The 21790-nt window shown below is 58.5% G+C and carries 23 protein-coding genes; 11 read left to right on the top strand and 12 right to left on the bottom strand.

The window, feature by feature from the left end; all coding sequences use genetic code 11:
* Positions 1 to 257 precede the first annotated feature (257 nt).
* The 3 genes from ABJO75_RS08440 to ABJO75_RS08450 are packed head-to-tail and all read right to left on the bottom strand — an operon-like array spanning position 258 to position 1943.
* Positions 258 to 467: a DUF6330 family protein gene (locus ABJO75_RS08440; protein WP_289084305.1), complete on the bottom strand. Its 210-nt coding sequence runs from the start codon at positions 465 to 467 to the stop codon at positions 258 to 260.
* Between the two features lie 23 nt (positions 468 to 490).
* Positions 491 to 1429 (bottom strand): zincin-like metallopeptidase domain-containing protein, encoded by a 939-nt coding sequence (locus ABJO75_RS08445; protein WP_348408720.1) that lies wholly within the window; start codon positions 1427 to 1429, stop codon positions 491 to 493.
* Between the two features lie 40 nt (positions 1430 to 1469).
* Positions 1470 to 1943, bottom strand: coding sequence for a hypothetical protein (locus ABJO75_RS08450; protein ID WP_348432419.1), 474 nt, complete (start codon positions 1941 to 1943; stop codon positions 1470 to 1472).
* 278 nt (positions 1944 to 2221) lie between these two features.
* On the opposite strand from ABJO75_RS08450, the gene ABJO75_RS08455 reads away from it, so the two are divergent.
* The gene (locus ABJO75_RS08455; RefSeq protein ID WP_348408722.1) at positions 2222 to 3424 is read left to right on the top strand and encodes a Fic family protein; all 1203 of its coding nucleotides are present in this window, start codon (positions 2222 to 2224) and stop codon (positions 3422 to 3424) included.
* 135 nt (positions 3425 to 3559) lie between these two features.
* Here the strand turns inward: ABJO75_RS08455 and repC are convergent, their stop codons facing one another.
* The 3 genes from repC to repA form a co-directional block, all read right to left on the bottom strand.
* The gene (gene repC / locus ABJO75_RS08460; RefSeq protein ID WP_348408718.1) at positions 3560 to 4780 is read right to left on the bottom strand and encodes a plasmid replication protein RepC; all 1221 of its coding nucleotides are present in this window, start codon (positions 4778 to 4780) and stop codon (positions 3560 to 3562) included.
* A gap of 177 nt (positions 4781 to 4957) precedes the next feature.
* Positions 4958 to 5974 carry a plasmid partitioning protein RepB gene (gene repB / locus ABJO75_RS08465; RefSeq protein WP_348408717.1) on the bottom strand — a complete coding sequence of 339 codons (1017 nt, stop codon included), beginning with the start codon at positions 5972 to 5974 and terminating at the stop codon, positions 4958 to 4960.
* Complete coding sequence (repA, locus tag ABJO75_RS08470) at positions 5971 to 7158, bottom strand: plasmid partitioning protein RepA (RefSeq protein ID WP_055687614.1); 1188 nt, start codon at positions 7156 to 7158, stop codon at positions 5971 to 5973. The genes repB and repA overlap by 4 nt, the downstream gene beginning before the upstream one ends.
* Positions 7159 to 7395: 237 nt before the next feature.
* On the opposite strand from repA, the gene ABJO75_RS08475 reads away from it, so the two are divergent.
* Positions 7396 to 7623 (top strand): AbrB/MazE/SpoVT family DNA-binding domain-containing protein, encoded by a 228-nt coding sequence (locus ABJO75_RS08475; RefSeq protein ID WP_055296342.1) that lies wholly within the window; start codon positions 7396 to 7398, stop codon positions 7621 to 7623.
* Positions 7613 to 8008: a PIN domain-containing protein gene (locus tag ABJO75_RS08480; RefSeq protein ID WP_110281057.1), complete on the top strand. Its 396-nt coding sequence runs from the start codon at positions 7613 to 7615 to the stop codon at positions 8006 to 8008. Before ABJO75_RS08475 ends, ABJO75_RS08480 begins: the two co-directional genes overlap by 11 nt.
* Positions 8009 to 8069: 61 nt before the next feature.
* Here the strand turns inward: ABJO75_RS08480 and ABJO75_RS08485 are convergent, their stop codons facing one another.
* Positions 8070 to 8963, bottom strand: a complete 894-nt coding sequence (locus tag ABJO75_RS08485) for a recombinase family protein (protein ID WP_348408716.1) — start codon at positions 8961 to 8963, stop codon at positions 8070 to 8072.
* A 226-nt stretch (positions 8964 to 9189) separates the two neighbouring features.
* Here ABJO75_RS08485 and ABJO75_RS08490 point away from each other — a divergent pair, with 226 nt between their 5' ends.
* Positions 9190 to 10257, top strand: coding sequence for a helix-turn-helix domain-containing protein (locus ABJO75_RS08490; protein WP_348408715.1), 1068 nt, complete (start codon positions 9190 to 9192; stop codon positions 10255 to 10257).
* A gap of 121 nt (positions 10258 to 10378) precedes the next feature.
* Here the strand turns inward: ABJO75_RS08490 and ABJO75_RS08495 are convergent, their stop codons facing one another.
* Positions 10379 to 10780 (bottom strand): helix-turn-helix domain-containing protein, encoded by a 402-nt coding sequence (locus ABJO75_RS08495; protein WP_348408721.1) that lies wholly within the window; start codon positions 10778 to 10780, stop codon positions 10379 to 10381.
* Between the two features lie 96 nt (positions 10781 to 10876).
* On the opposite strand from ABJO75_RS08495, the gene ABJO75_RS08500 reads away from it, so the two are divergent.
* Together ABJO75_RS08500 and ABJO75_RS08505 are read left to right on the top strand one after the other, a co-directional pair.
* Complete coding sequence (locus ABJO75_RS08500) at positions 10877 to 11284, top strand: mercuric transporter MerT family protein (protein ID WP_348408714.1); 408 nt, start codon at positions 10877 to 10879, stop codon at positions 11282 to 11284.
* Positions 11285 to 11296: 12 nt separating this feature from the next.
* The gene (locus tag ABJO75_RS08505; RefSeq protein ID WP_348408713.1) at positions 11297 to 11689 is read left to right on the top strand and encodes a hypothetical protein; all 393 of its coding nucleotides are present in this window, start codon (positions 11297 to 11299) and stop codon (positions 11687 to 11689) included.
* A 282-nt stretch (positions 11690 to 11971) separates the two neighbouring features.
* Here ABJO75_RS08505 and ABJO75_RS08510 read toward each other — a convergent pair whose 3' ends face one another.
* Positions 11972 to 12901: a DUF2493 domain-containing protein gene (locus tag ABJO75_RS08510; RefSeq protein ID WP_348408712.1), complete on the bottom strand. Its 930-nt coding sequence runs from the start codon at positions 12899 to 12901 to the stop codon at positions 11972 to 11974.
* Between the two features lie 629 nt (positions 12902 to 13530).
* Here ABJO75_RS08510 and ABJO75_RS08515 point away from each other — a divergent pair.
* Both ABJO75_RS08515 and ABJO75_RS08520 read left to right on the top strand, forming a co-directional pair.
* Complete coding sequence (locus ABJO75_RS08515) at positions 13531 to 13806, top strand: hypothetical protein (RefSeq protein WP_348408711.1); 276 nt, start codon at positions 13531 to 13533, stop codon at positions 13804 to 13806.
* On the top strand, positions 13806 to 14138 hold the full coding sequence (locus tag ABJO75_RS08520) for a type II toxin-antitoxin system RelE/ParE family toxin (protein ID WP_348408710.1): 333 nt from the start codon (positions 13806 to 13808) through the stop codon (positions 14136 to 14138). The genes ABJO75_RS08515 and ABJO75_RS08520 overlap by 1 nt, the downstream gene beginning before the upstream one ends.
* Positions 14139 to 14386: 248 nt before the next feature.
* Here ABJO75_RS08520 and ABJO75_RS08525 read toward each other — a convergent pair whose 3' ends face one another.
* From ABJO75_RS08525 to ABJO75_RS08535, 3 genes are all read right to left on the bottom strand, one after another.
* Positions 14387 to 16657: a molybdopterin guanine dinucleotide-containing S/N-oxide reductase gene (locus tag ABJO75_RS08525; protein ID WP_348432422.1), complete on the bottom strand. Its 2271-nt coding sequence runs from the start codon at positions 16655 to 16657 to the stop codon at positions 14387 to 14389.
* An 8-nt stretch (positions 16658 to 16665) separates the two neighbouring features.
* Positions 16666 to 18285: an AMP-binding protein gene (locus ABJO75_RS08530; RefSeq protein ID WP_348432423.1), complete on the bottom strand. Its 1620-nt coding sequence runs from the start codon at positions 18283 to 18285 to the stop codon at positions 16666 to 16668.
* Positions 18286 to 18373: 88 nt separating this feature from the next.
* Entirely contained in the window at positions 18374 to 19282 is a 909-nt protein-coding gene (locus ABJO75_RS08535; RefSeq protein ID WP_348432424.1) for a LysR family transcriptional regulator, read from the bottom strand.
* Between the two features lie 102 nt (positions 19283 to 19384).
* Between ABJO75_RS08535 and ABJO75_RS08540 the strand changes: the two genes are divergently transcribed.
* The 3 genes from ABJO75_RS08540 to ABJO75_RS08550 all read left to right on the top strand — a co-directional run.
* Positions 19385 to 20257 (top strand): crotonase/enoyl-CoA hydratase family protein, encoded by an 873-nt coding sequence (locus ABJO75_RS08540; protein ID WP_348288350.1) that lies wholly within the window; start codon positions 19385 to 19387, stop codon positions 20255 to 20257.
* A gap of 40 nt (positions 20258 to 20297) precedes the next feature.
* A complete protein-coding gene (locus ABJO75_RS08545; RefSeq protein WP_348432425.1) occupies positions 20298 to 21347 on the top strand; it encodes a TRAP transporter substrate-binding protein in 1050 nt (349 codons plus the stop codon).
* 58 nt (positions 21348 to 21405) lie between these two features.
* Positions 21406 to 21790 (top strand): TRAP transporter small permease subunit (locus ABJO75_RS08550; protein ID WP_348432426.1); only part of this gene is annotated, 385 nt, incomplete at its 3' end.

The following is a 21790-nucleotide window of genomic DNA, read 5'->3' on the forward strand; positions in this document are numbered from 1 at the left end:
TTGTCTGCGTGTCAGCCCACTTGTCAGCGCGATCCGCACCGCGTCAGCCCGGAATTCATCCGTCCGTTTCAATCCCATAGTTCGTCTCCTTTGTTGCAATAAATGCTATCAAAGGAGCGGCATCAAACCGCGACAGGTCCACTGGCTGGGGTTGAACATTCATGGACATGGGGATCTCCTTTGAGAGGTTTGAAACACCCTTCTCAAAGCCCGCTTTTTCTTTTCCGCTTGGCGGATGAATCGAGGCCGAAGGCGCCCTACCCGAACAGCCCTTTGGGTCTGTAATTCGGGTTGGGGATGGTTTCGATCCAGCCGCCTTGGTGCTTGATGCTCTCGAGCGCTGCCGAGAGCGGATAAGCGCCCTCGGCAGCGCTCCACCAATAAGCTCCGCGTTTGAAGGTGATGATCTTGCGGCGGCCGTCGCTGAAGCAGGCCACCCGCAGCGTCTTGGGTTCCTTGCGTGACATGCGAGTCTCCGTTCTCCGTGTGGTCAGGCGGCCTCGGCGCGGCCCCCTGCCCTGCCCGTCTCCGATCTGGCGATCAGGTAGTCGCAGGCGCGCTGCGCATCGGCGGCGTGCCGGAAGATCGCGCCTTTGTCAGACCGAAGGACGCGCAACCAGTTGTGGAGGTAGGCGGCATTCATCTCGAGCGTATGCGCCGTGAACCCGAGCGTCTGACCTAGGAACACCGAGGTCAATTCCGCGACGATCTCCTCGCGCGCATAGGACGTGTTGCCAAACTTCGAGAACCCGAAATCACGGTTCAGTCGATGCGGGGCCTTCGTGGCATGGGCCAGCTCATGCGCCCAGACCCCGTAGAAATTGCGCGGGTCCTGAAACCGCGTGATTGATGGCATGTAGACCTTGTCCACGGGGGGCAAATAGTACGCTTCTGTGCCCGTGAAGACGGTCGTGATGTCGATGGCATCGAAAAACGCCTGCATGTGCGGGATGGGCTCGGACGGCGGATGCTCGGGCACCGGGTCCGGCTCGGGATGGAAGCTATCCGGCAACCCCTCGATCTGGCAGGCGTTAAACACGCGATAGGATCTCTGGAAGCGGAAGATGCGGGCCTCTTCGGAGTGATCATCGCCGTCGCTGCGGTCGTCCTCGCCGCCCGCGTCTTTCCGGCTTTGACCGTAATAGACAACGACAGAGGACTTCTCGCCCTTGCGGACTTTTGCATCCAAGGCATTGGCTTGCGGCAGCGTCATCCAGAAAGGCGAGCTATGGCCCGCCATCACGGTGCGCATCGTCAGCAGGAAGTTGTTGACCCCCTGATAGGGTTCACCGCCCACGCGCAGAGGGCGAGAGCTGCCACCTGCAGTCCAGGGCTTGCGCCATGGCAGGACGCCGCGCTCGATGATACGGATGATTTCGTTTGTGATGACCTCGGAGGCATCGAATTTGGGCGTGCGGGATCGGGCCATGGCTGGCCTCCTTTCGAGTGTTGGTGAGAGGGAATGGTGATCAGGTTGACTGGCGGGGGCGCGGATCGTTGGCGATCCTGGCACCGAGGGCTTCGACCATGTCGATGTAGGTGGTCAGCGAGACGGACCTGCCAGGACCGCAAGGATCAGGGTCGACCGATCCGTCCCGCGCCACGCACGGCAAGTTCGCGAAGGCGGTGACATCGGTGACGGATCGGATATCGATGAACGGCGTTCCTCGTGCGACCGCGAGGGCGGCCAAGGGAAAGCGCTCGATCGGCGCGAAGGTCCAACCGAGATGGAGGAATGTCCCACCCTCCCCGCAGATCACATGCGCGTTTGGCAATGACGCCGCCTGCTTCAGATAGCCGAGATCACGCAGGACGGTCTGGCGTTCGAGCCGCTGTGCCAGCGCCGTCTGGCCAGTTCGGCGCAGCTCTCTATGCCGCCACCAGGAGGCGGCGGTTGCGCGGAGCACGCGCAAGACACCTGATTGCATAGGAATGCCCTTCATCCGGAACGGCAGACCGGAACCCGGCCCGGACCCATCTGAGGGACCCCAAAGGCCCTCATCCGTCAGTCACAAAACCCGAAGAACACTTTCTCTTTTTCCGGCCCCTTTGGGCACACAACAAAACCGAAAAGCCCGGCCCTTCTGCCGAAGCCATTGATTTCATGCAGCAATTCCAGATCGGCAGGCAAGATCGGCAAGGCATATCGGCAAAACCTTGCTTGAAAGTACGAAATGTGTATATTTTTCAATTACTTTGCAAACATGGAAGATCGGCAAAAATGCTGGAAACACCCGCCAGGATCGAACCCTGCTTCTTCGAGGAGCATATTCCCACAGAACTGGCAGACCTTTCGGTCGACATCCAGAGGGAAGCCACCGGGCTGGGACAAGGGTTGCATCCTGACAGCGCAGCCGAACTTGCCGATCTCGTCCGTGTGATGAACTGCTACTACTCCAACCTGATCGAAGGACACAACACGCGCCCCCGCGACATCGAAAGGGCGCTGGCTGGTGCCGAGCTTGAGGAAGAAACTCGCCCTCTCGCCCTTGAGGCCCGGGCGCACGTCATCGTTCAACGGGCCATCGACGAGATGCATCGCAAGGGCACCCTGCCCCGCCCCACATCCGTCGAATTCCTGACTTGGGTCCATAAGACCTTCTACGACGAGATGCCGGATGAGTTTCGGGTCATCGAACATCCCGACGGCACACAAGAGCCCATCGTTCCGGGACGCATGCGCCAGGATGATGATCGGGAAGTTGCGGTCGGGCGCCACCTACCTCCTTCATCGTCGCGCGTCGCGGCATTCATGGACCATTTCGACAAACGATTTCAGATTGCGGCGCGGTCTTCGAGCGGACGGATCATCGCGATCGCCTCTGCACATCACCGGCTCAACTACATCCACCCTTTCCCGGATGGTAACGGCCGTGTCAGCAGACTGATGTCTCATGCCATGGCCCTCACAGCGGGGATTGGTGGCCAAGGGCTCTGGTCCGTATCACGTGGGCTGGCCCGCGGGCTAACCGATCGGGGCGAGTACAAACGGATGATGGATCTGGCCGACAGTCCACGCCGCGGAGACCGCGACGGACGGGGGAACCTGTCAGAAGCGGCACTGAAGACGTTTAGTGAATGGTTCCTAAAGGTGACGCTCGACCAGATCACCTTCTCAGCAAGATTGTTCGATCTCGGCGGAATGGACCAACGGTATCGTCGTCTTGTTGCAGATACCATCGATGACAAGCGAGCGCCGGAACTAATCTCGGCGGTTCTTCGGCATGGGGCACTGGAACGAGGCGATGCGCAGATTGTGCTCAAGACGTCCGAGCGTACTGCTCGCAACACGCTGAGTAAACTGACCGCCGCCGGATACATGACGTCCGCCTCGCCGAAGACGCCAGTTCGGTTGGCGTTTCCGTTGGATTATCGAGAACGGCTTTTTCCAAACCTGTTTGGAGATGGTGACCTGACTGTGTGATTTTCGTTAGTCCGCGCTCTACGCAGGTCAGCGCGCCCAGGAAGAAAGTGGACGGATCCCCTAAGCAATGAGTTCACAGCTGTGAACCTGTCTTCTGCGGGACGAAACAAGACGCAGTTCACAGCTGTGAACTTTTCATGCAGCGTCCTTTCTCATTAGGGCCATGATCATGGGACCACAGGAGAATTCACCGAGCGCAGCCTTTGCAGACAGTGACCGCAAGTACCCACCAGGCGACCGGATGTCGCCGAAGCGTTCCAACATTGCCAAGATGACCACCGATGCCTCTTCCGGGCCCATGTACTGTTTGGCCTCATCCCAAGCTGAAGGAGAGACGCCCATCATAGGTCTTATTACATCGGCAACCCTTACTAGATCATGCCAGTGGCGCACAGGTCGTTCAGCATAAGTTCGGTATTCAGAGCAAGCGGCCAAAACGAGACCGAGGGGTATTCTGGGTAGATTGTTGTCGACCGGGACAGGCTCATCAGTACTAGCCTCTGCAACCAGTGCTGCCGCCGGATCGGAGGCGCTGCCCTCGACCTGCGCTTTTTCTAAGCGTGGTTCAAAAACATAAGAGTCTTTATTTGAATTCTGATAGTGCTGCTCATTTGTGACTTCATTGGTGCTCATATCTTGTGATTGCACTGGTTCCAACAGGTCCCGAATGGCGTTGAGGGCTTCGGACAACGCAGATTCCATCTGCTGCAACTCTGCAAAGTCGAGCTTGCGGCGAAGGTCACGCGCCGTCAGGACGCATAGGTCGGACGCCTGGTCCCAGATGGCGCGATCAGGGCGCAGAGAGCGGCCGTAGTCGACGAGACCCGCTAGATCACGGCGCATGAGGCTTACAGTGGTTCTAAGCCGCTTGTAGCGCTCCTCCGCAGCACGGACAGCCTCTGCGGCTTCGCACACTTCGACGAAGCGTTGGGCGAGGGGGGCCAGATCGAAGCCGAAAGCGATCTTTTCGTCGCCATATCGGCGCGTGTAACGCTTGCCGTTGGGACTGTCGCGACGCACGACAAAACCGGTTTGCACCAGGTTCGCCAGATGCCGCCGCATGGTCGAGCAGGGCATACCGTTCAGGCGCTCACAAATAGCCTTGTTGGACGGATGCACGACAGTTTCACTATGGTTCCCGCCAACGATCGTGGCCTGATGGAAACTGACCAATGCCTGAAGCACGCTCAAATCACGGTCGGACAAGCCGAAGGCGATACGGGCAGCGGCGAGTTCGCGAAGTACTTCCCATTTGTTGACGCCGGAAGGGGGGAGGTCCTGTTGCGCCGCTGCCTGATATTGCAGAATGGCAGCATTTATGGGTCGCCTGAAAGGCGTTACGGGGGTGTAGTCCATTTTACATTCACTAAGACAAAGAAATCACGGTCCGCGAATCACTTAAGACTTGCGAAAAACGGCGACCGAGACTAACTTGAAAGTGCTAAGAACAAGTCAGGGTCTCGTAGGGCGGTCGCTTTGCGGGACCTTTTCTTTGGCTTTTTCGTGCCTCCTGTTTTTGGTTTCTGCTCTTCCTCAGTCTTCTGAACGCTGCTTCCAGCGTTCGTGAAGTTCTTCAATCAAATCATCGGCTTCAGACTCTACCCAGTCGGCAAACTTACTATTCTGCAACTCGATCGAGATCCCTTTGGCGGTGCGTTTGAGCGTGCCGCCACGTTTGCCCCCAATCCTGAGCGGCTGACTGGATGCAGCGGAAGTGGAGGGGGCCTTGGCCGGTTTGACTAACCTTGTGACAACCTTCGACACGGCCTCGAACGCCTGCACAGAGGGGTCGTCGGTCCCAGGTGCGGCATCAATCACCATGGCCACATCGGCCTTGCCATGGGTTTCCTCAGCAAGGCGGATCAGGCTGCCCCGATCCAGGTCGTTGTCCGCGATGGCACGGCCCATGGCCTCCCACCGGGGTCGGCCGATGCCGTGTGCAGCACCGATGGCGCGGATGAGGTCTGTACCGACCATGTCGGCGATGGCGATGGCCATGGACACCGAAGATTTGGTCACGGTCAGAACTTCTGCAACCTGTGATTGATTTCCAAAGCCCGACGATACGAGTTCTTGCGCAAATATCGCCTTTTCAATGAAGGACAAATCGCGGCGCGCCATATTTTCGGAAATCTGCGCACGCAGGGCACTGTCATCATCCAGATTTGCGACCAGTGCGCGCACCTTGGCGACCTTGTCGGACTGGCGGATCGCCTCGAGCCGGCGGCGACCATAGACGAGCAGATAGCGGTCCGTCTCTGACGGGTGCCGGCGCACAAGAATTGGTACGGTCTGACCATTCGCCTCGATTGCGACGCGCAGATCATGCACATCCGCCGGATCAAGCCGGTCGGCCATTCGGTCGTCGACGATACTGGCCGGGTCGAGTTCCCAGACATGATGTGAATCGACCGCGTCACGGGCCGAGCGCAGGGCGCGGTTGGACGTCATCATAGGGGTTACGGCGCCAGCCTGAGGGGCAGGGGCCGGGCCACCGGCTGCCGCGAGATTGTCGAGCATCGACATCCGTTTTTTCTTGCCACTTGTCATGCCCGACCCCACGTTTTCTGAATAAGATCAGCGACTTCGTCGTTCAGCGCGTTCAGGCTTTCAAGGGCGCGATCATAGGTCGTGCGGGTAAAGGCGCTCCGCTCGACTTCGTATAGGGTTTGCTTTGTCAGACCTGCATCGGAGATCGCCGTCGATTTGAGCATAGGCGAGTTGAGCACCGCATCGCCATACATGGTGCGCAGAAAGGCAACGATCCGGTTTTGTGGTGCATCCTGAGGTTCATAGCGTGTCAGCGCATAGCGCATCCAGTCGTGGGACATGTCCGCACCGCTTTCGGCGATCACGTCCATCAGATCAGCCGTCATGCGCAGAAATTGCGACATCGACATCACGTCGAGCATTTCCGGATGAATTGTGACCAGCACGCCGGTGGCGGCAGAAAGTGCGGACATGGTGAGAAAGCCCAGTTGCGGCGGGCAGTCGATGACCACAACGTCGTAATCGCCGTCAACCTGGGCCAACGCCTCTTTTACGCGGAAAAAGAACAGGCCTGCGTTGCCTTGTGAAAGAGCACGCGGCGTTTCGTGTTCGAACTCCATTAGTTCCAGATTGCCCGGGATCAGGTCGAGGTTCGGGATATAGGTCTTGCGGATGACGGCGCGGATCGGCTCTGGGTCGTCATAGCGGATCGCGTCATAGAGCGTGCCGCCATCTGTCAGATCGAATTCGGGCTGTACGCCATGTAACGCCGTGAATGAGGCCTGCGGATCAAGATCAATGCCCAGGACGCGATAACCGCGCAAGGCCAGCCGCTGTGCAAGGTGTGCCGAAGTCGTGGTTTTGCCCGATCCACCCTTGAAGTTCATCACACCGATGACTTGCAGGTGATCGCCGTCACGCCGTCCGGGGATATAGTCTCCAGGCTTGCGCGCGGTCTTTTCCAGCAGGACACGCAGGGCCTGAATGTCCTGCGCGGAATACAGGCGACGATTGCCGGCCGTCAGTTCAGGCGAAGGGCCCTTGCCATCAAGGTTGATTTTGCGCAGGTATGAGTCGTTCACACCAAGAAGCGCTGCCGCCTCGCCGGAGGAGAATTTGCGCATTTCCTTTGTGGCGTCTGGGGGAAACAGGCTCTCGCGTTGCGAATGAAGCTGGTTGGCCAGCCACTCGGAATGCTGGCGGATGACCGCGTTCAGGTCCTGATGCACGAAAGTCTTGTTCATCTGCCCTCTCGATCCGCGCTACGCATCTTTGGCGTGTTCACGGTTATTGACGTTTTTTGCCTCGTTTCCGTGACTATTGCCGTAAGAGTCGGATTCGCGCAAGTTTTTTCCACATCTTGTGTGAGCTCACCGTCGAAACACAAGCCCGTTCGCCGTCGTCGTCGAATGCTGATCTTGGCAATTGCGTCAGGATGATATACATATAGGCTCGTATATCCACCAGGAGGGACGATACCGATGCAAGTTGCAAAATGGGGGAATTCGCTCGCGGTCCGCCTGCCTGCCGATCTTGTGCGCGAACTTGGTCTTAAAGAGGGTGACCAAATCGATCTGATAAAGGACGACGGTACCTTGCTCGTCCAGCGCCAACCTCGCGCCGATGAAGTCCTGCAAGGGCTAAGGCGGTTTCGCGGAAAACTATCCAAGGACGCACGCCTGAGCCGCGACGCTGCGCATGAGCGCTGAATTCGCGGATACAAATGTCGTCCTTTACCTTCTTGACGACGGCCCAAAGGCGGATCGGGCGGAAGACATCCTGGGGCAAGGGCCGCGGATCAGTGTGCAGGTCCTGAACGAAGCGATGGTCAATTGCCGGAGGAAAGCCGGTCTTAGTTGGGAGGAGACCGGCGCTTTTCTTGCAGGGGTCCAATCCTTGTGTGAAGTCGAAGACCTGTCTGTGCAAACCCATTTGGTGGGCCGAGCTTTGGCAGAAAAATACCAGCTTTCGGTCTATGACGCGATGATTGTGTCGGCCGCCCTTATTGCTGGATGCACGACTTTGTGGAGCGAAGATATGCACGACGGATTGCTGGTTGAAGATCAGTTACGCGTCGTGAATCCATTCACCTGACCAGAAAACGGGCTGCAACCTTGCAATTGTTCCATGAGTTGGAAGATTTGCAAGGTTGTGTTTATTGCTCGCACTTCAGCAAGCCCAACTTCTCCGCGCGCTCCAGCAGCATCCTCACGGACGACGGCTGCCAGCTGGCGCGTCCACGCGGGGTGCGTTCGCGCATGGATTCCAGTCGGTCACAGATCGCCTGGAGCGTGATGTCAGGGTCCGCGCCCTTGATGCCAGCGACAATCGCGGGCAGGCGGTCGTCGGTTTCGCGTCGTCCAGCGCGACCAAGCACTTCATTGGGCAGAAACCCGTCGCGCACATAGGCTTTCACTGCGCGCAGAAGGCGGCTTTGCGTCCAGTGGCGGTCGTAGGGCAGGGGGCCATTGATGATCCGAAGCACATCTTCCCAGGCCATATCGGGTCGAAGTCGTCGGACATGTGGCACCCAGTCCTGAGCCATCTCGTTCAGCCGCTCCATGTAGCCGTCTTGCCGCGCGCGCCGCACTTTGCGTAGCGCCGCTGGATCGCGGGCGCGTAGGCCCGGGTTCCCGCCGACCCGGCCCTTAGTACGGGCACTTGCCAGCCCCGCCTTGGTACGTTCGCGGATCAGCGCCCGCTCGAACTCGGCCGCGGCGCCTAGAACCTGCAATGTGAACTTGCCCTGTGGGGAAGCGGTGTCGATGGGGTCCTGCAGGGAGCGGAAGAAAGCTCCCTTGGCCTCCAGACGTTCGATCACCTCCAGCAAGTGCGACAGAGACCACGCAAGCCGGTCGATCCGCACAACGACCAGCGTATCGCCGCTCTGGACGCGTTCGAGCACGCGTGCCAGCACCGGTCGCGCGCGATTGCCGCCCGAGGCGTGCTCTTCAAAGATCTCGACGCAACCCGCAGTTTGCAGGGCCTCAGACTGGGGCAGGGGGGTCTGATCCTCTGTGGATACGCGCGCATAGCCTATCAGGGGCATGAAAATCGGCCGTTTGCAATTTCATATACCGATACTAAACGACCGTTTGTAAACGATTGCAAGAGATTGCTCTATCGTCGTGCTGGTGAAGAACCCCTTGGCTTCCTTATCCTGAACGCGATCAGAGAGGTTCCTCCGGCAGTCGCCCGCGAATACTATGTAAAGAGCATGGGCAATGGCCACAAAATCGCTTGGGTAATGTGCATAAAGTTGGTATTTTGCACACATGAAGCCGCAAGCATTCACTTTTAGTGATGATTTCAATGACGCTCTCATCATTACCGAGGGGGATGAGGAGGCTCACGAAGAAGACCTCTGGTTTCTGCCCGGGCCGCTCGAAGAAGAACCGGATGATTTGCCTCCTGGGCCACGGGCGGAACCGCCTGATACCGTGGTCATCGAAGATTGGGCAAAGGCAGAGGGTGCTCATACTGCGCGGCTGGCAAAGGTGGCTGGACGCCTGGGTGCTCTGGATGACCGGTTGCTGCGCGGCCCGGAGGGCTGGCGGCACAGACTGGCTCTAATAGAGGCGGCGGATCTCAGCTGGTTCGCAGGCGATCGTGTGAGCCCCGATCGGCTGGCGCTTTGGATATCCATGCGTTTGTCTGGAGTGCAGGATGACTCGGAAGCACTGGCCCGGGCCGGATGGGCCATGCGACGCCTGACAAGTGGTCCGGAGCCAATGGTAGATTTGGCGTCCTTCCTGGATCGGCGTGATCCTGAGAAGTTCGAGAACAATGCCGAGCGCTTTGACGAGCGTGCAGGGAGCTGGCTGGACGTGATGACAGCGGCGGTTGACCTCCACCCGATCACGAGCGCTTGCATGGGGTTTCACCTCTGGAGTCTGGCTGGCCTCGGCCAATATGGAGACCGTATTGAGGCCGCTGTAACTGCTGGCAGGATCGCGGCCAGCGACGGCAATGGAGCCATCTTTGCGCCGCTGGCCATGGGCGGGGCGGGGGGGCTGCGGGCCTCGGGCGTGCCACCTGAACGCTTGGCCCGCTGGTTGGACGTGATGAACAGCGCGATACTAACGGCGATGCGGCATTTGGATTTGGTTGAGACTTGGACGGTTCAAGCAGAGGGCGAAATGGCGAAACTATCAGGCAAGACGCCTCCTGCTTTGCTAACTCTCTTCGCGGAATGGCCTCTGGTGTCCGCGCCGATGGCTGAGACTCAGATCGGTGCCAGTCGCGCGGCGGTGCAACGAAACCTCGCGTGGATGGAAAAGAAAGGCTTGATCCGCGAGGTTACAGGGCAGGGGCGGTTCCGTATGTGGCGGATTGCAGCTTAGTATCTGCCGGGGTGACGGCTCAAAAACGAATAAGCCCGCTTATGTGCATTCAGTTACAAGAAAACAGTCCCGAGAATCCGAATACATCTACGTTGCCACGGCCTTGCTGACGTGACGTCTCTTACGCCACTTCCGTCAGCGCATCGATGACCGGGCATTCGGGCACATCGTCTCCGGTACACTGCGCCACGGTGGATGACAGGACGTGTTCGATGCGCTTGAGATCGGCGATCTTGGCGCGGACTGAGGCGAGGTGCGAATTCGCCAGACCCTGCACTTCGCCGCAGGTCTGGGCCCCGCCATCGACCAATGCGAGCAGATCGCGAACCTCGTCGAGCGTGAACCCCAGCTCGCGCGCGCGCATGATGAAGCGCAGACGCGCGACATGCCTGTCATCGTAGACACGATAGTTTTTGCTGGAGCGCGGCGGCTCGGGCATCACGCCGATGTTCTCGTAGTAGCGGATGGTCTCGAGGTTGCAGCCGGTCAGCTTGGCGAGATCTCCGCGCCTGAGGACCTTCACCGATCTGTGATGATTTTTCACACCAAACTCCCTTGAGCCTGTACCAGCTACAGACCCTAGATTGAGATCATCATTGAGGCAAGGATGATTCGAACCATGACTGAAACCACATCCGCCGGCCGCCAGACGGCAATGGGCGAAACACCGGCTGCTGACAAAAAGGCATGGGCGACAACCGGGCTTGGCGTGCTGGGCGCGTTGGCCATGACCTCCTGCTGTATCCTACCGCTGGTGCTTGTGAGCTTCGGCGTCACCGGCGTGTTCATCGCCCAGTTGGGCGCGTTCTATCAATACAAGTGGATCACCTTCGCACTGAGTGCCGCTTTCATCGGATACGGCTTTTACAAGGCGTATAGCCCGATCCCGGCCGAAGCCTGCGCTGATGGCACCTGCGCGCGACCGATGAACCGAATACTGATGCGGTCCATTCTCTGGGCTGCCACAGCGATCGTCGCCGTGGCGATGATCTTCCCTTACCTGACCCCCTACATCCTGTCCTATTGAGAGGTCTGACCGATGAAACATCTCTATCTCGCACTCGCAACCCTTGGAATTCTGGCCGCAATGCCCGCCAGCGCTGACGAACAGCGCATCAAAGTTGGTGTCGGCGAACTCACCTGCCCAACCTGTTCGTTCACCGTCGCGGCGGCGATGCGCGGTGTGCCCACGGTCGAGATCATCGATTTCCAGGACGGCGAGGAGTTTGGCACAGGCACTTACGTCGTGACCTTTGACGATCAGCCGTGGAAGCCGTATTTGTGCTTGCCGAAGCGTGAGCTGAGGGCACGATTGGGCCGACCCCGTGCGATCCACATCTATGAGCAAAAAGGAGTGATCCGGATGACCCTTGCCATCACGCAGCCGCCATCATCCGCGTCCGCGTCCCGCCAAGTCTGGCCGGGGAGCTGACGGAGCCCCCCCGCGCGGGTGCGATGTTCCGAAACACCACCCGAGGGACGCGCAAGTCTTTAGCCTCAAGTGCGACGTTTCGAGCCTTCGTGTGTTGCGATGCTGACGATGTGCGTGAGGTGCGCACCATCCCCAACCCGTACCGATGCGGATGGGCCGCACTCTGACGGACTTGGTAGAGGGATAACGGTGCTGGCCACCGCAGACTGCCGATCACGCGCGACCGATCGCACGCGCCATGAGACATGACGAAAGGGCCGCGCCAAGCGCGACCCCCTCTCTTCAATCCTGCGACGCCTTCTTCGCCGGGTCCGCAACCCGCATGACCGTCAGACCTTTCGCTTCCGCCTTCTGCCCGAGGTTCAGCGCGACCCCGTTGCCGCCGAAGAGTACAACCCCCGTCGCCGCGAACTTGTCGTCCAGCATTTCGTCGTTGCACTTGAACGGTGCCGCCCGCCCGTGCGCGGACCAGCGCGGATCAAAGCGCGCCTGCGCGACCCCGCGTGCCCGGGCCCACCGGGCCGCAATCATCTCCGCCCCGTGCTTGCCACCCTTGTGGCAGAGGAAAATCTCCTGGTTGCGGTTCTGCTTGATCCGTTCGCGAACCTTGTCGAGCGTGTTGAAGATCACATCGACATCGGTCCAGTCGGTGGCGCCTGAGACGATCAGGGGCACCCCCTCGACTTTGGATTTCTCGGCAGTCTCGCGGTCGTGCTGCTCGAGGAGCTGCCGCGCCTCGAAGACCGCCCCGGTCTCTTGCGCCCGGACGCTTGCGCGCGACCCAGCTGCCGGGATGAAGGCGTGGCCCGTCTCGATCTCGTAGCATTCTGCCGCTGCCTCGCTCATCACCTCGATGGCGCTGACAATCTCGCGCAGCTGCAGAAAGCGCGCCTGCGCCTCTTCGAGCGCGGTCTCGGCGATCTCCGATCCGTCGTGAGATTTTGCCAGCGCGCTGATCTTGTCGGCGGTGCGGTCGACCTCCTTGCCAAGCGCCACCTTGCGGCGCTGCAGGATCGTGGCGAGCCCATGGGCCAGCGGTTCGATTTCGGCTTCAAGCCCGGTCCCGCGCAGCTGACCGAGCAAAACCTCGAAGCTCTCGCGAATGATGTGGTCGGTCAGGACGCGATCCTCCGGGATCGGCAGCTGCGCGTCCCTCTCGGTCAGTCCGAAAAGCTCGATGGTCTCGTAGGTGTTTTCAGTGTCGTAAGCCATGTCTGGTCTCCAGTGTTCGTTTCCAAGGCCGCCACCTGAGTGTGGGGGCATGGCCGAATGCCTGGTTTCCGAATCTGCCCGGGTCAGGGACGGCGCAGCCGCCGGCTTGCCGGGCGCAAAAGTTTTCCGCGTGCAGCACCGGACACATGCGCGCCCTCACGCATGGGATCGCCCCGCGCCACAGGCCCCGCCCTCGCCGAAAAGTTTTGCGATCCTTGACGCGGGCTGATTTGGGGGCCATCCGGAGGATATGCTACCGCGCTCATGTGTGTGTGTTTTGACGGTAGGTTTGCCCGACCCGAGCAGGCAAACGGCCCGACCGGACGCGGGAGACGGATGGAGCGGCGGGATCGTTTTGGCCTCAGGCCAAAACAGACCAGAGCGCAATCCGGCGGAGCGGCCGGGGAGGGACGTGCTCGCGAGGCGGGCAAACCGGGATGCTGGGTGCTGCGCCGCGGTGAGGCCGCATGGCCGAATGCGCGACGGACCGAAGGGCCGTTCTCACCTGCGACTTGGCGTACCGAGCTGGGGAGGCCGACAGGCTGTTGACGCATTTCGCTCGGTCGGCCTGACCTGCTTGCCAGAAGCGGCAAAATTCGGTAGTCTATTGGAGCACCAAGGAGTCCGCGATGAGCGTTCAAAAGCAATCCGTCAGTTTCACCGACACGGCCTACACATTTGCCAAGGAACTGGTCGAAGCTGGAGAGTACCCAAATATGAGCGCGGCTGTTTCAGGTGAATTGGCGAAGGCCAAGGCAGAGCGAGATCGTGAACGGTCTCTGCTCGAAGCAGAATTAGAGCGTCGTCTGTCTCTGCCTCTCGATCAATGGGAACCCGTCGGCGATGCCGCCGACGTCACTAAAGGCGCCCGGGCCCATCTTGCGGCGATGGCTCAGAAGACCTGATGCGTTTTGTCAGGCATCCGTTCTTTGAACGGGACCTTATCGGTATCGTTGATCATATTGTCGACGTGACTGACGGTGACGTTGCTGCAGCAAGCCGCAGGCTCGATGAAATCGATACCCTTATCCAGAAGATTGCCGAAAAGCCAAAATCCGGTGCTCGCCTCAGCGGCAAGCTGGACGGATGGCTCGTGCGCCATGGCGGCGCAGGTCACCGACTGACCATCGTATTCAAACCGGATTTAGATACCGGAATTGTTTATCTCGCTCTCGTCGCATTCGGCGGTCGGGACTGGATGAGGCTCGCGTCGGCAAGACAGGTGTTCGCAGACTAACTTCAAAGCCATCTACTGCGAAAAATCTCAAGACCGGACCTTCGCTGCGCTCGAGATGAAGAGGAAAGATGCGGACAAAAGTTGCCTTTGCTGGTGCAGCGGTTGCTCACGCAGCATTAGCAAACACATGCAGTGGCGTTCATGCGGCGTCGCAATTCAAATCGTCGAAGCGGTCATCCCCAGCCGGACAAGTACTATGGTCATCCCACGCGAATTTTGAAGTCTTGTTTTGCTGTTCGGCGTTCAATTCACCTTTTTTGTTGAGGCACTTTGCCTGCAACAGTCTCTACTTTGACAAGGCAAGAATGCGCCACGGGACCCTGGGCCAGTCTTGATGTGCCTTTGTCACGGGTCAGCACGTTCGGGTTGCCATTGCGGCAGAGGTCGCCGTCAGAATAGAGCCATGCGCCGGTCGCAATCTGGATAACGCCGGGTCGGATCATGTCGCTGATCCGCAGTTCAGCAAGGCACGCGCCGCGGGTGTTTTGAATTCTGACAATCTGACCGTCGATCAGCCCGCGCACCGCTGCATCTCTCGGGTGCATCGTCATCGGTTCAACGCCCTTTGGCCGGTCTGCACGGCTGACCGCGCCGTGATCCAACTGGCTGTGTAGTTTGTTGCGGGGCTGGTTGGATATCATGTGCAGGTCATCCGGGGCAGCAGCGCCCAGCCATTCGGTTGGTTCCAGCCACGCGGGGTGGCCGGGACAATCGTCATAGCCGAAGTCTGCGATGGTCTGCGAAAAGATTTCGATCCTGCCCGACGGTGTGGCGAGCGGGTTGGCCTCCGGGTCGGTGCGAAAAGCGCCCAGCATGACGGTGGGCTTGTCCGGGACCGGCACCTTGACCCAGCCGTCGCGCTGCAAGCTCTCCCAATCGGGCAGCTCAACACGTTGTCCTGCGGCCTGTTGGCGCGAAACCTCCCAGATCCAGCGTTGCCATTCCTCCGGGCTGCGCCCTTCGGTAAACGCCTCTTCCACGCCCATTTCAGCGGCAATGCCACGCAGGATTTCGTGATCATCACGCGCCTGTCCCACAGGTTCGATGGCGCGGTCCATCACCACCTGATAAGGGTCTTTGGGCGTCAGTGCGATGTCGCTGCGCTCCAGCGGCGTGGTGCAGGGCAGCACTATATCGGCATGTTTGGCCAGTGCGTTCCAGCACCATTCATTGGCGATGATGGTCTCGGGTTTGGCCCAGGCCCGCCGCATGCGGTTCAGATCCTGATGGTGGTGGAAGGGGTTGCCACCGGCCCACCAGACGAGCCGGATGTCGGGATACGCGTAAGACGCGCCGTCATAGTCGAATGTCCCGCCCGGGGTCTCCAGCATGTCTGTCACGCGCGCCACGGGGATGAAATCCGGCACAGGATTATGGCCTTGTGGAAAGGACGCATAGTTGACCGGCGTGCGGTTCAATCCGGTGTTGTTCATCGCCGAATAGCCAAAGCCCAAGCCCGTCCCCGGCAGGCCGATCTGCCCCAGCATCGCCGCAAGTGCGATGGCCGCCCAAAACGGTTGTTCGCCGTGATCCTGACGTGTCAAAGCCCAAGCGGTTGAGATCATAGTACGGCTGCGTGCCATGCGGCGGGCCAAATCACGGATGGTGTCGGCAGGTAGTTCGCAGATGTCTGCGGCCCATTCAGGTGATTTGGGAATGCCATCCGTTTTGCCCAGCAGATAGTCAGCAAAACGCGCAAAACCGACGGAATAGTTGTCAAGGAATGCTTGATCGTGCAGATCTTCGCCCAGCAACACATGGGCCAGCGACAGCATCAGTGCCACGTCCGTATTGGGCCGGATAGGCAGCCAATCTCCATCCACTTGGGTAAGCAGGTCCGAGCACAGCGGCGAGATATTGACGAAGTCAACACCTGCCTCATGCGCGGCCAGAAGCCCGTCTTTTTGCACATGTGCGCCGGTGCCGCCTTGGCTGATCTGCCCATTCTTCAAAGGCACGCCGCCAAAGGCCACGAAGAGCTCGCAATCTGATGCAATACTTTCCCAGCTTGTGGTTGTATCCAAATGCCCGCGGAAGGTGCCGAGGACATGAGGTACGAGCACCTCTGCCGCAGCGAAGGAATACGTGTTTTTGGAACCGGTATATCCACCGATACAGTTCAGAAACCGTTTGAGTTGGCTTTGCGCGTGGTGAAACCGCCCGGCACTTGCCCAGCCGTAAGACCCGGCATAAATCGCGCGGTTGCCATGGGTAGAGCGCACGCGGGTAAGCTCTGCAGCGACCAGCCGGTTGGCTTCCTCCCAGGTAACCTCCACGAATGCGTCCGACCCGCGTTTGTCACCCGCCGTGCCCGGGCCACCTTCCAGCCAGCTCTTTCGCACCATCGGGGCCATGATCCGTGTTGGGCCGTCAAGCACATCCACTATCCCCGGCCCAATTGGCGAGGGATCTGGGTCATGCTCAAACCCACGAAGGTTGATGACACGACCATTCTCAACATCCACCCGGTAGGTGCCCCAATGCGTCGCCGTCAGCAGATCCCGTTCGGATTTCGTCACCCGATCACCTATGCCGTTAAAGGTGTGAGTTCACCGCGTTCGAACATATCGCGCAAGGCGAATTTCTGGATCTTGCCGGACCCGGTCATCGGAAAGCTTTTGACCTCAATCCAAAGATTTGGCGTTTTTTGCGGAGACAATTCGGATCGGCAATGAGATTTCAGGTCCGCCGCGCTTAAAGTTGCATCGCCCGATGGCCGGAGGAAACACGCGATTAACTCGCCCCACTTCTCGTCGGCGATACCGACCACAGCGACTTCTTGAATCTCTGGATGCGTTAGCATCGCATTCTCGATTTCCGCAGGGAAGTGGTTCTCTCCGCCACGAATAATCATCTCTTTGACCCGACCGGTGATCTTGAGATAGCCGCGATCGTCCATGGTGCCCAAATCACCCGTATGAAGCCACCCTGCTGCGTCAATCGTCGCCTGCGTGGCCGCTGGGTTGTCGTGATATTCAAGCATTGTGCAGGGACCGCGCGCGCAGATTTCCCCCGGCTCGTTCAGCTCAGCGCAGGAATTGTCGCTCAAACGTCGGATGGACACCTCTGTTTGCGGGATCGGCTGGCCAATGGTCGTGCAGATATCATCAATGCTGTCGCCCAAGTGGTGCTGGGTGATAACCGGGCAGTGCTCCGTTTGGCCATAGAGGGTCGAAAATCCGCATCCAAACGCTTGCTTCACCCGGCGTACCAAATCCGCGGCAACATTTGCACCGCCACAGCTGATCACGCGCAACGCAGTTGTATCACGCGGGTTGGCTTCCTGTTCCTCAAGGAGGGCGACCACCATTGTCGGAACGCCTAAGACGACATCGGCCTTTTCGCTTTCAAGCAGATCGACGATGCGCGGCGCGTCAAACAAGCTGACAAGCACCATATGCGCCCCTGCCTGCATTGCGCCCAGCGTCACCATCCCACAGCCGGATGTGTGAAACATCTGCATGATGTTGATCCAGATGCTGTGTTCCGTGACGCCGCAGCGATCTGCATAAAAGCGCGCGTTGTTCAAAAGCCCCCCATGGGACAAAAGTGCTGCTTTTGGAAACCCGGTCGTTCCTGACGTGTATTGAATTTGTGCCGGATCGCAGGTCAACACTTCAGGAAGACGTGCCTCGTCTGAGCCTCGTGAGAATAGAACGTCGTGATCATCAAGATCAGTTACTTCCCGCAGGATCGTATTGCCGTCGCTGGCAAGCGTGGCGATCTGTGCCATAGGGTTGCCCCTGAATTCCTGAACATGGAACAGGCCGACAGCGCCAGACTGCTCGAGTACATACCGAAGTTCTTTGGCTTGCAGCGATGGGTTGGCCGTTACAAGCACCAGACCGGCAAGCGCACAGGCATATTCCATCAAAACCCATTCAGGGCTGTTTGGAGACCAGACCACAATCTTTTCGCCCTTGGTAAACCGCGAACTCAAAGCAAGCGCTAGTCGTTCGCAATCATCCCAAAGCGCACCGTATGTCCAGGAGCGTCCCCGAGACCCATCTTGACGGATCTCAGTCAGTGCCGGCCTGTAGATGTTGCTTGCTGTGACCTCCCTTAGGCCTTCGCCAATGGGCACATCGATTGCATCCATGTCTGACTGAGCAGGGAAATGCGCTTTTTCGAGGTGTAAGTTGTACATTTGTGGCTCTGACTATTCATTGTTCTCATAAAATATCAGAGGCAACGTGCCGCGAATTCTCAAATATCAAAAATCTATGTATTGATAACTATTCTGTATCAACGGCGCTGGCTAACGACTTGCGCACAGCGTCGACAAACGGGGCTACAATTGGGTTCGCGCTGTCGCTGCGCCAAATCAGTGAGGTCGTGATAACATCGCCAACATCGCTGATCGGAATAGCCCGCAAACCAAAGCGCGCGGCGTTCATGATGCAATTGGGATAGATCAGAACCCCCATGCCGCCCAGAACGAGAGACAGCATCTCGTCGCGCAAGTAAGCCCGCTGAGAAATCTCGAGCGAGAAGCCACGTGCAATACAATGCTCGTTGACCATATCCGTATACCGCTCCCATCTGGCGTCGCCCGCAATGATGGGTTCGCCTTTGAGCTCTTCCAGCTCCAGCGTGGCCCTCTTGGCCAACCGATGCGCTCTGGGCACAACAGCGGCAAGTCCTTCAACACTGAAAACCAATCGCCGGAAATCCGGCGGAATAGGCGTGTCCATGTCAAAAATAAACCCGATATCTATCTGGCCTTTCTGCATTTTTTCAATCTGTTCAAGCGTGCGGGCGAAACCTATGTCAATCTGTATCTTCGGGTTTTTCGACCGAAAATTTTCCAGCACATCGGGCAATCCACCCAGGATCGCAAAATCCACGTAATTTAGTCGTAGCCTGCCGCCTTTGCCGTCTGCCGCATCGCGGGCTTCCAATGTGGCAGTCTCAACCATCTCAAAAATCTGATCGATGCGCGAATAAAGTGCTACGCCAGCCGCAGTCAGTTCCACAGATCGTGTTGTTCGGAAGAACACCGACGTCCCAAGAACATCTTCCAGCGCCTTAACAGAGTTCGACAGCGCTGGCTGGGATGTGTTCAGGACGTCAGCGCTTTTTCGAAAACTGCCTTGCTCAACGACGGTTTTGAAGACGAGGAGTTGGCGAAGTGTTGGCAGCATTATTGATATTCCAAAGTTATCAAAACATAGAAAACTAATAATGGAAAATATCAGGTTTGCCAACCATGCTCCCATAACCGGTCAGCGAACCGAGAGTCACAACTGGAGCAACGCACCTTGCCAAAAGTTCTTTACGAGAAAGACGGCCGCATTGGTCGGATCACCCTGAACCGTCCCGAGGTGATGAATGCCATCGACGATGACTTGCCCGGCGAGTTGGCTGCGGCGGTGGCGCAAGCGGATGCCGACAGTGACGTACATGTGATGGTCTTGTCGGGTGCGGGCAAGGCTTTCTGTTCGGGCTATGACCTGGCGCATTACGCCGAAGGCAATAGCACAAATCAGGTTGTGCAGGAGATGCCTTGGGATCCGATGCAGGATTTCCAGTTTATGTGGACCAATACGCAGGCCTTCATGTCTCTCTTTCGAGCGATGAAACCAGTTATCTGCAAGGTGCATGGTTTCGCCGTTGCTGGCGGGTCAGACATCGCGCTCTGCGCGGATCTTACGATCATGGGAGACACAGCGCAGATCGGCTACATGCCCAGCCGTGTTTGGGGCTGCCCGACGACGGCGATGTGGGTGCACCGGTTGGGGCCGGAAAAAGCCAAGCGCATGATGTTTACGGGCGACAAGATTTCGGGCGTCGAGGCTGCCGAGATGGGGCTGGTGCTGAAATCCGTGCCAGATGCGCAATTGGACGGCGAGGTCGAAGCACTGGCCGCCCGGATGGCGAGCGTTCCGATCAACCAGCTGGCCATGCAGAAGATGGTGATCAACGCGGCTGTGGAAGAAAAGATCAACCAGACCCAAAGATTGGCCACCGTCTTTGACGGGATCACCCGCCATTCGCCTGAGGGCATGAATTTCAAGGCCCGCGTCGAGGCGGTCGGCTGGAAACAGGCTGTTCAGGAACGCGACACAGGGACTTTTAACTGGACCACCAACACACCCATCAACGACCGCTCGGACTAACCGCAGCGGCACATATTCAACACATCCAAGGGAGGAAATTATGTTGAAATCACTCGCCACCATCGCAGGGCTAAGTCTTGCTGTCGCCGCTGGAACGGCGGCGGCAGACGAAATCCAGCCGCACCAGTTCAAGGTGATTGGCACATGGAGCAGCCTGAGCCAATATAGAAACTACGAAGCACCGTTCTGGACCGAAACATTGTCGGCAAATACCGATGGGCAGATGAGCGGTGAAATCGTCTCGATCTCTGTCATGGGCCTGAAAGGATACGAGACGCTCAACTTGCTGCAAAACGGTGTGTTCGATATGGGCAACATGGTTGTCGCCTATGTCACCGGATCGACGCCCGAGATGGAAGGCATCGATCTTGCCGGTGTCGCAACCGATATGGCCAGTGCACGTGCCAATGCCGATGCCTACCGCGACGTGATCAATGCACGTCTGGCGGAGCAGAACCTGATCATGCTGGCGCATTACCCCTTTGGTCGCCAGTTCGTGTTCTGCAAGGACGAGTTCGATGGCTTGGCCGGACTTGAAGGCCGTAAGATCAGAACCTCTAGCGCCACCCACGCAGACTTCTTGTCGGGCGCAGGGGCCACAAACGTGACGATTGCATTCGGTGAGGTTGTTCCCGCCATTCAGAACGGCGTCGTCGATTGCGCGGTCACTGGTGCGATCCCGGCCTATGACGCCAGCTGGCATGAGGTGATCAACTATGTTGGTGAACTGCCGATCAACATGGGCATGGCGGGGCTCTATGCCAACCTTTCCATGTGGCAGAGCCTTGATGAAGCGTCTCGCGCCGCATTGGCCGAAGAGATCAGCAATTGGGAAGACGCCACCTGGACAAACTACGTCACTGAAGAAAACGAGGGGTTGGCCTGTCTGACGGGTGATGACGCGGGTTGTTCCAAAGGCGATGCCGTCGGCATGAGCCTTATCCCGATGACAGAGGCCGATAGCGCGCAGGCGAATAGCATCCTGCAAAGCCATGTCTTCCCAGGCTGGCTAGACCGCTGCGGCGACGCGGACTGCGCAGGCCCGTGGAACGCCACGATCGGCGCGGCCAACGGTCTGTCGATTCAGTAATGCGCCTGGCGGCACTGGCATGCTGGTGCCGCCATCCAACTTTGCAGGGGGGTTTACCATGTTGATCCGAACACAAGGCGCGCTTGACCGTGTCTCAGAAATTGCCGTTTGGGTCGCAGGGGCGGCCCTTTTGATGACAGCTTTCATGGTGGGATTGGAAGTCATCATGCGTAAGCTTTTTAACTCGTCGCTTGGGGGCGCGGATGAAATTTCAGGCTATGTCTTCGCGGCAGCTACGGCCTGGTCCTACGCCGCCGTGATCAGAAGGAAAGGAAATGTGCGGATCGACGTTGTCTATAATCTGATGCCGCGCCCTTTGCGTATTGCATTGGACATTCTCAGCTTTCTCGCACTTGGCGCGCTGTTCGCACTTATTGGCTGGTACGGGTTTGAATTGGTCAAAGGGACTGTTGAAACCGGCCGTATCTCGGTCACGCCCTTAC

The sequence above is a fragment of the Sedimentitalea sp. genome (assembly GCF_039973035.1).
Lineage (GTDB): Bacteria > Pseudomonadota > Alphaproteobacteria > Rhodobacterales > Rhodobacteraceae > Sedimentitalea.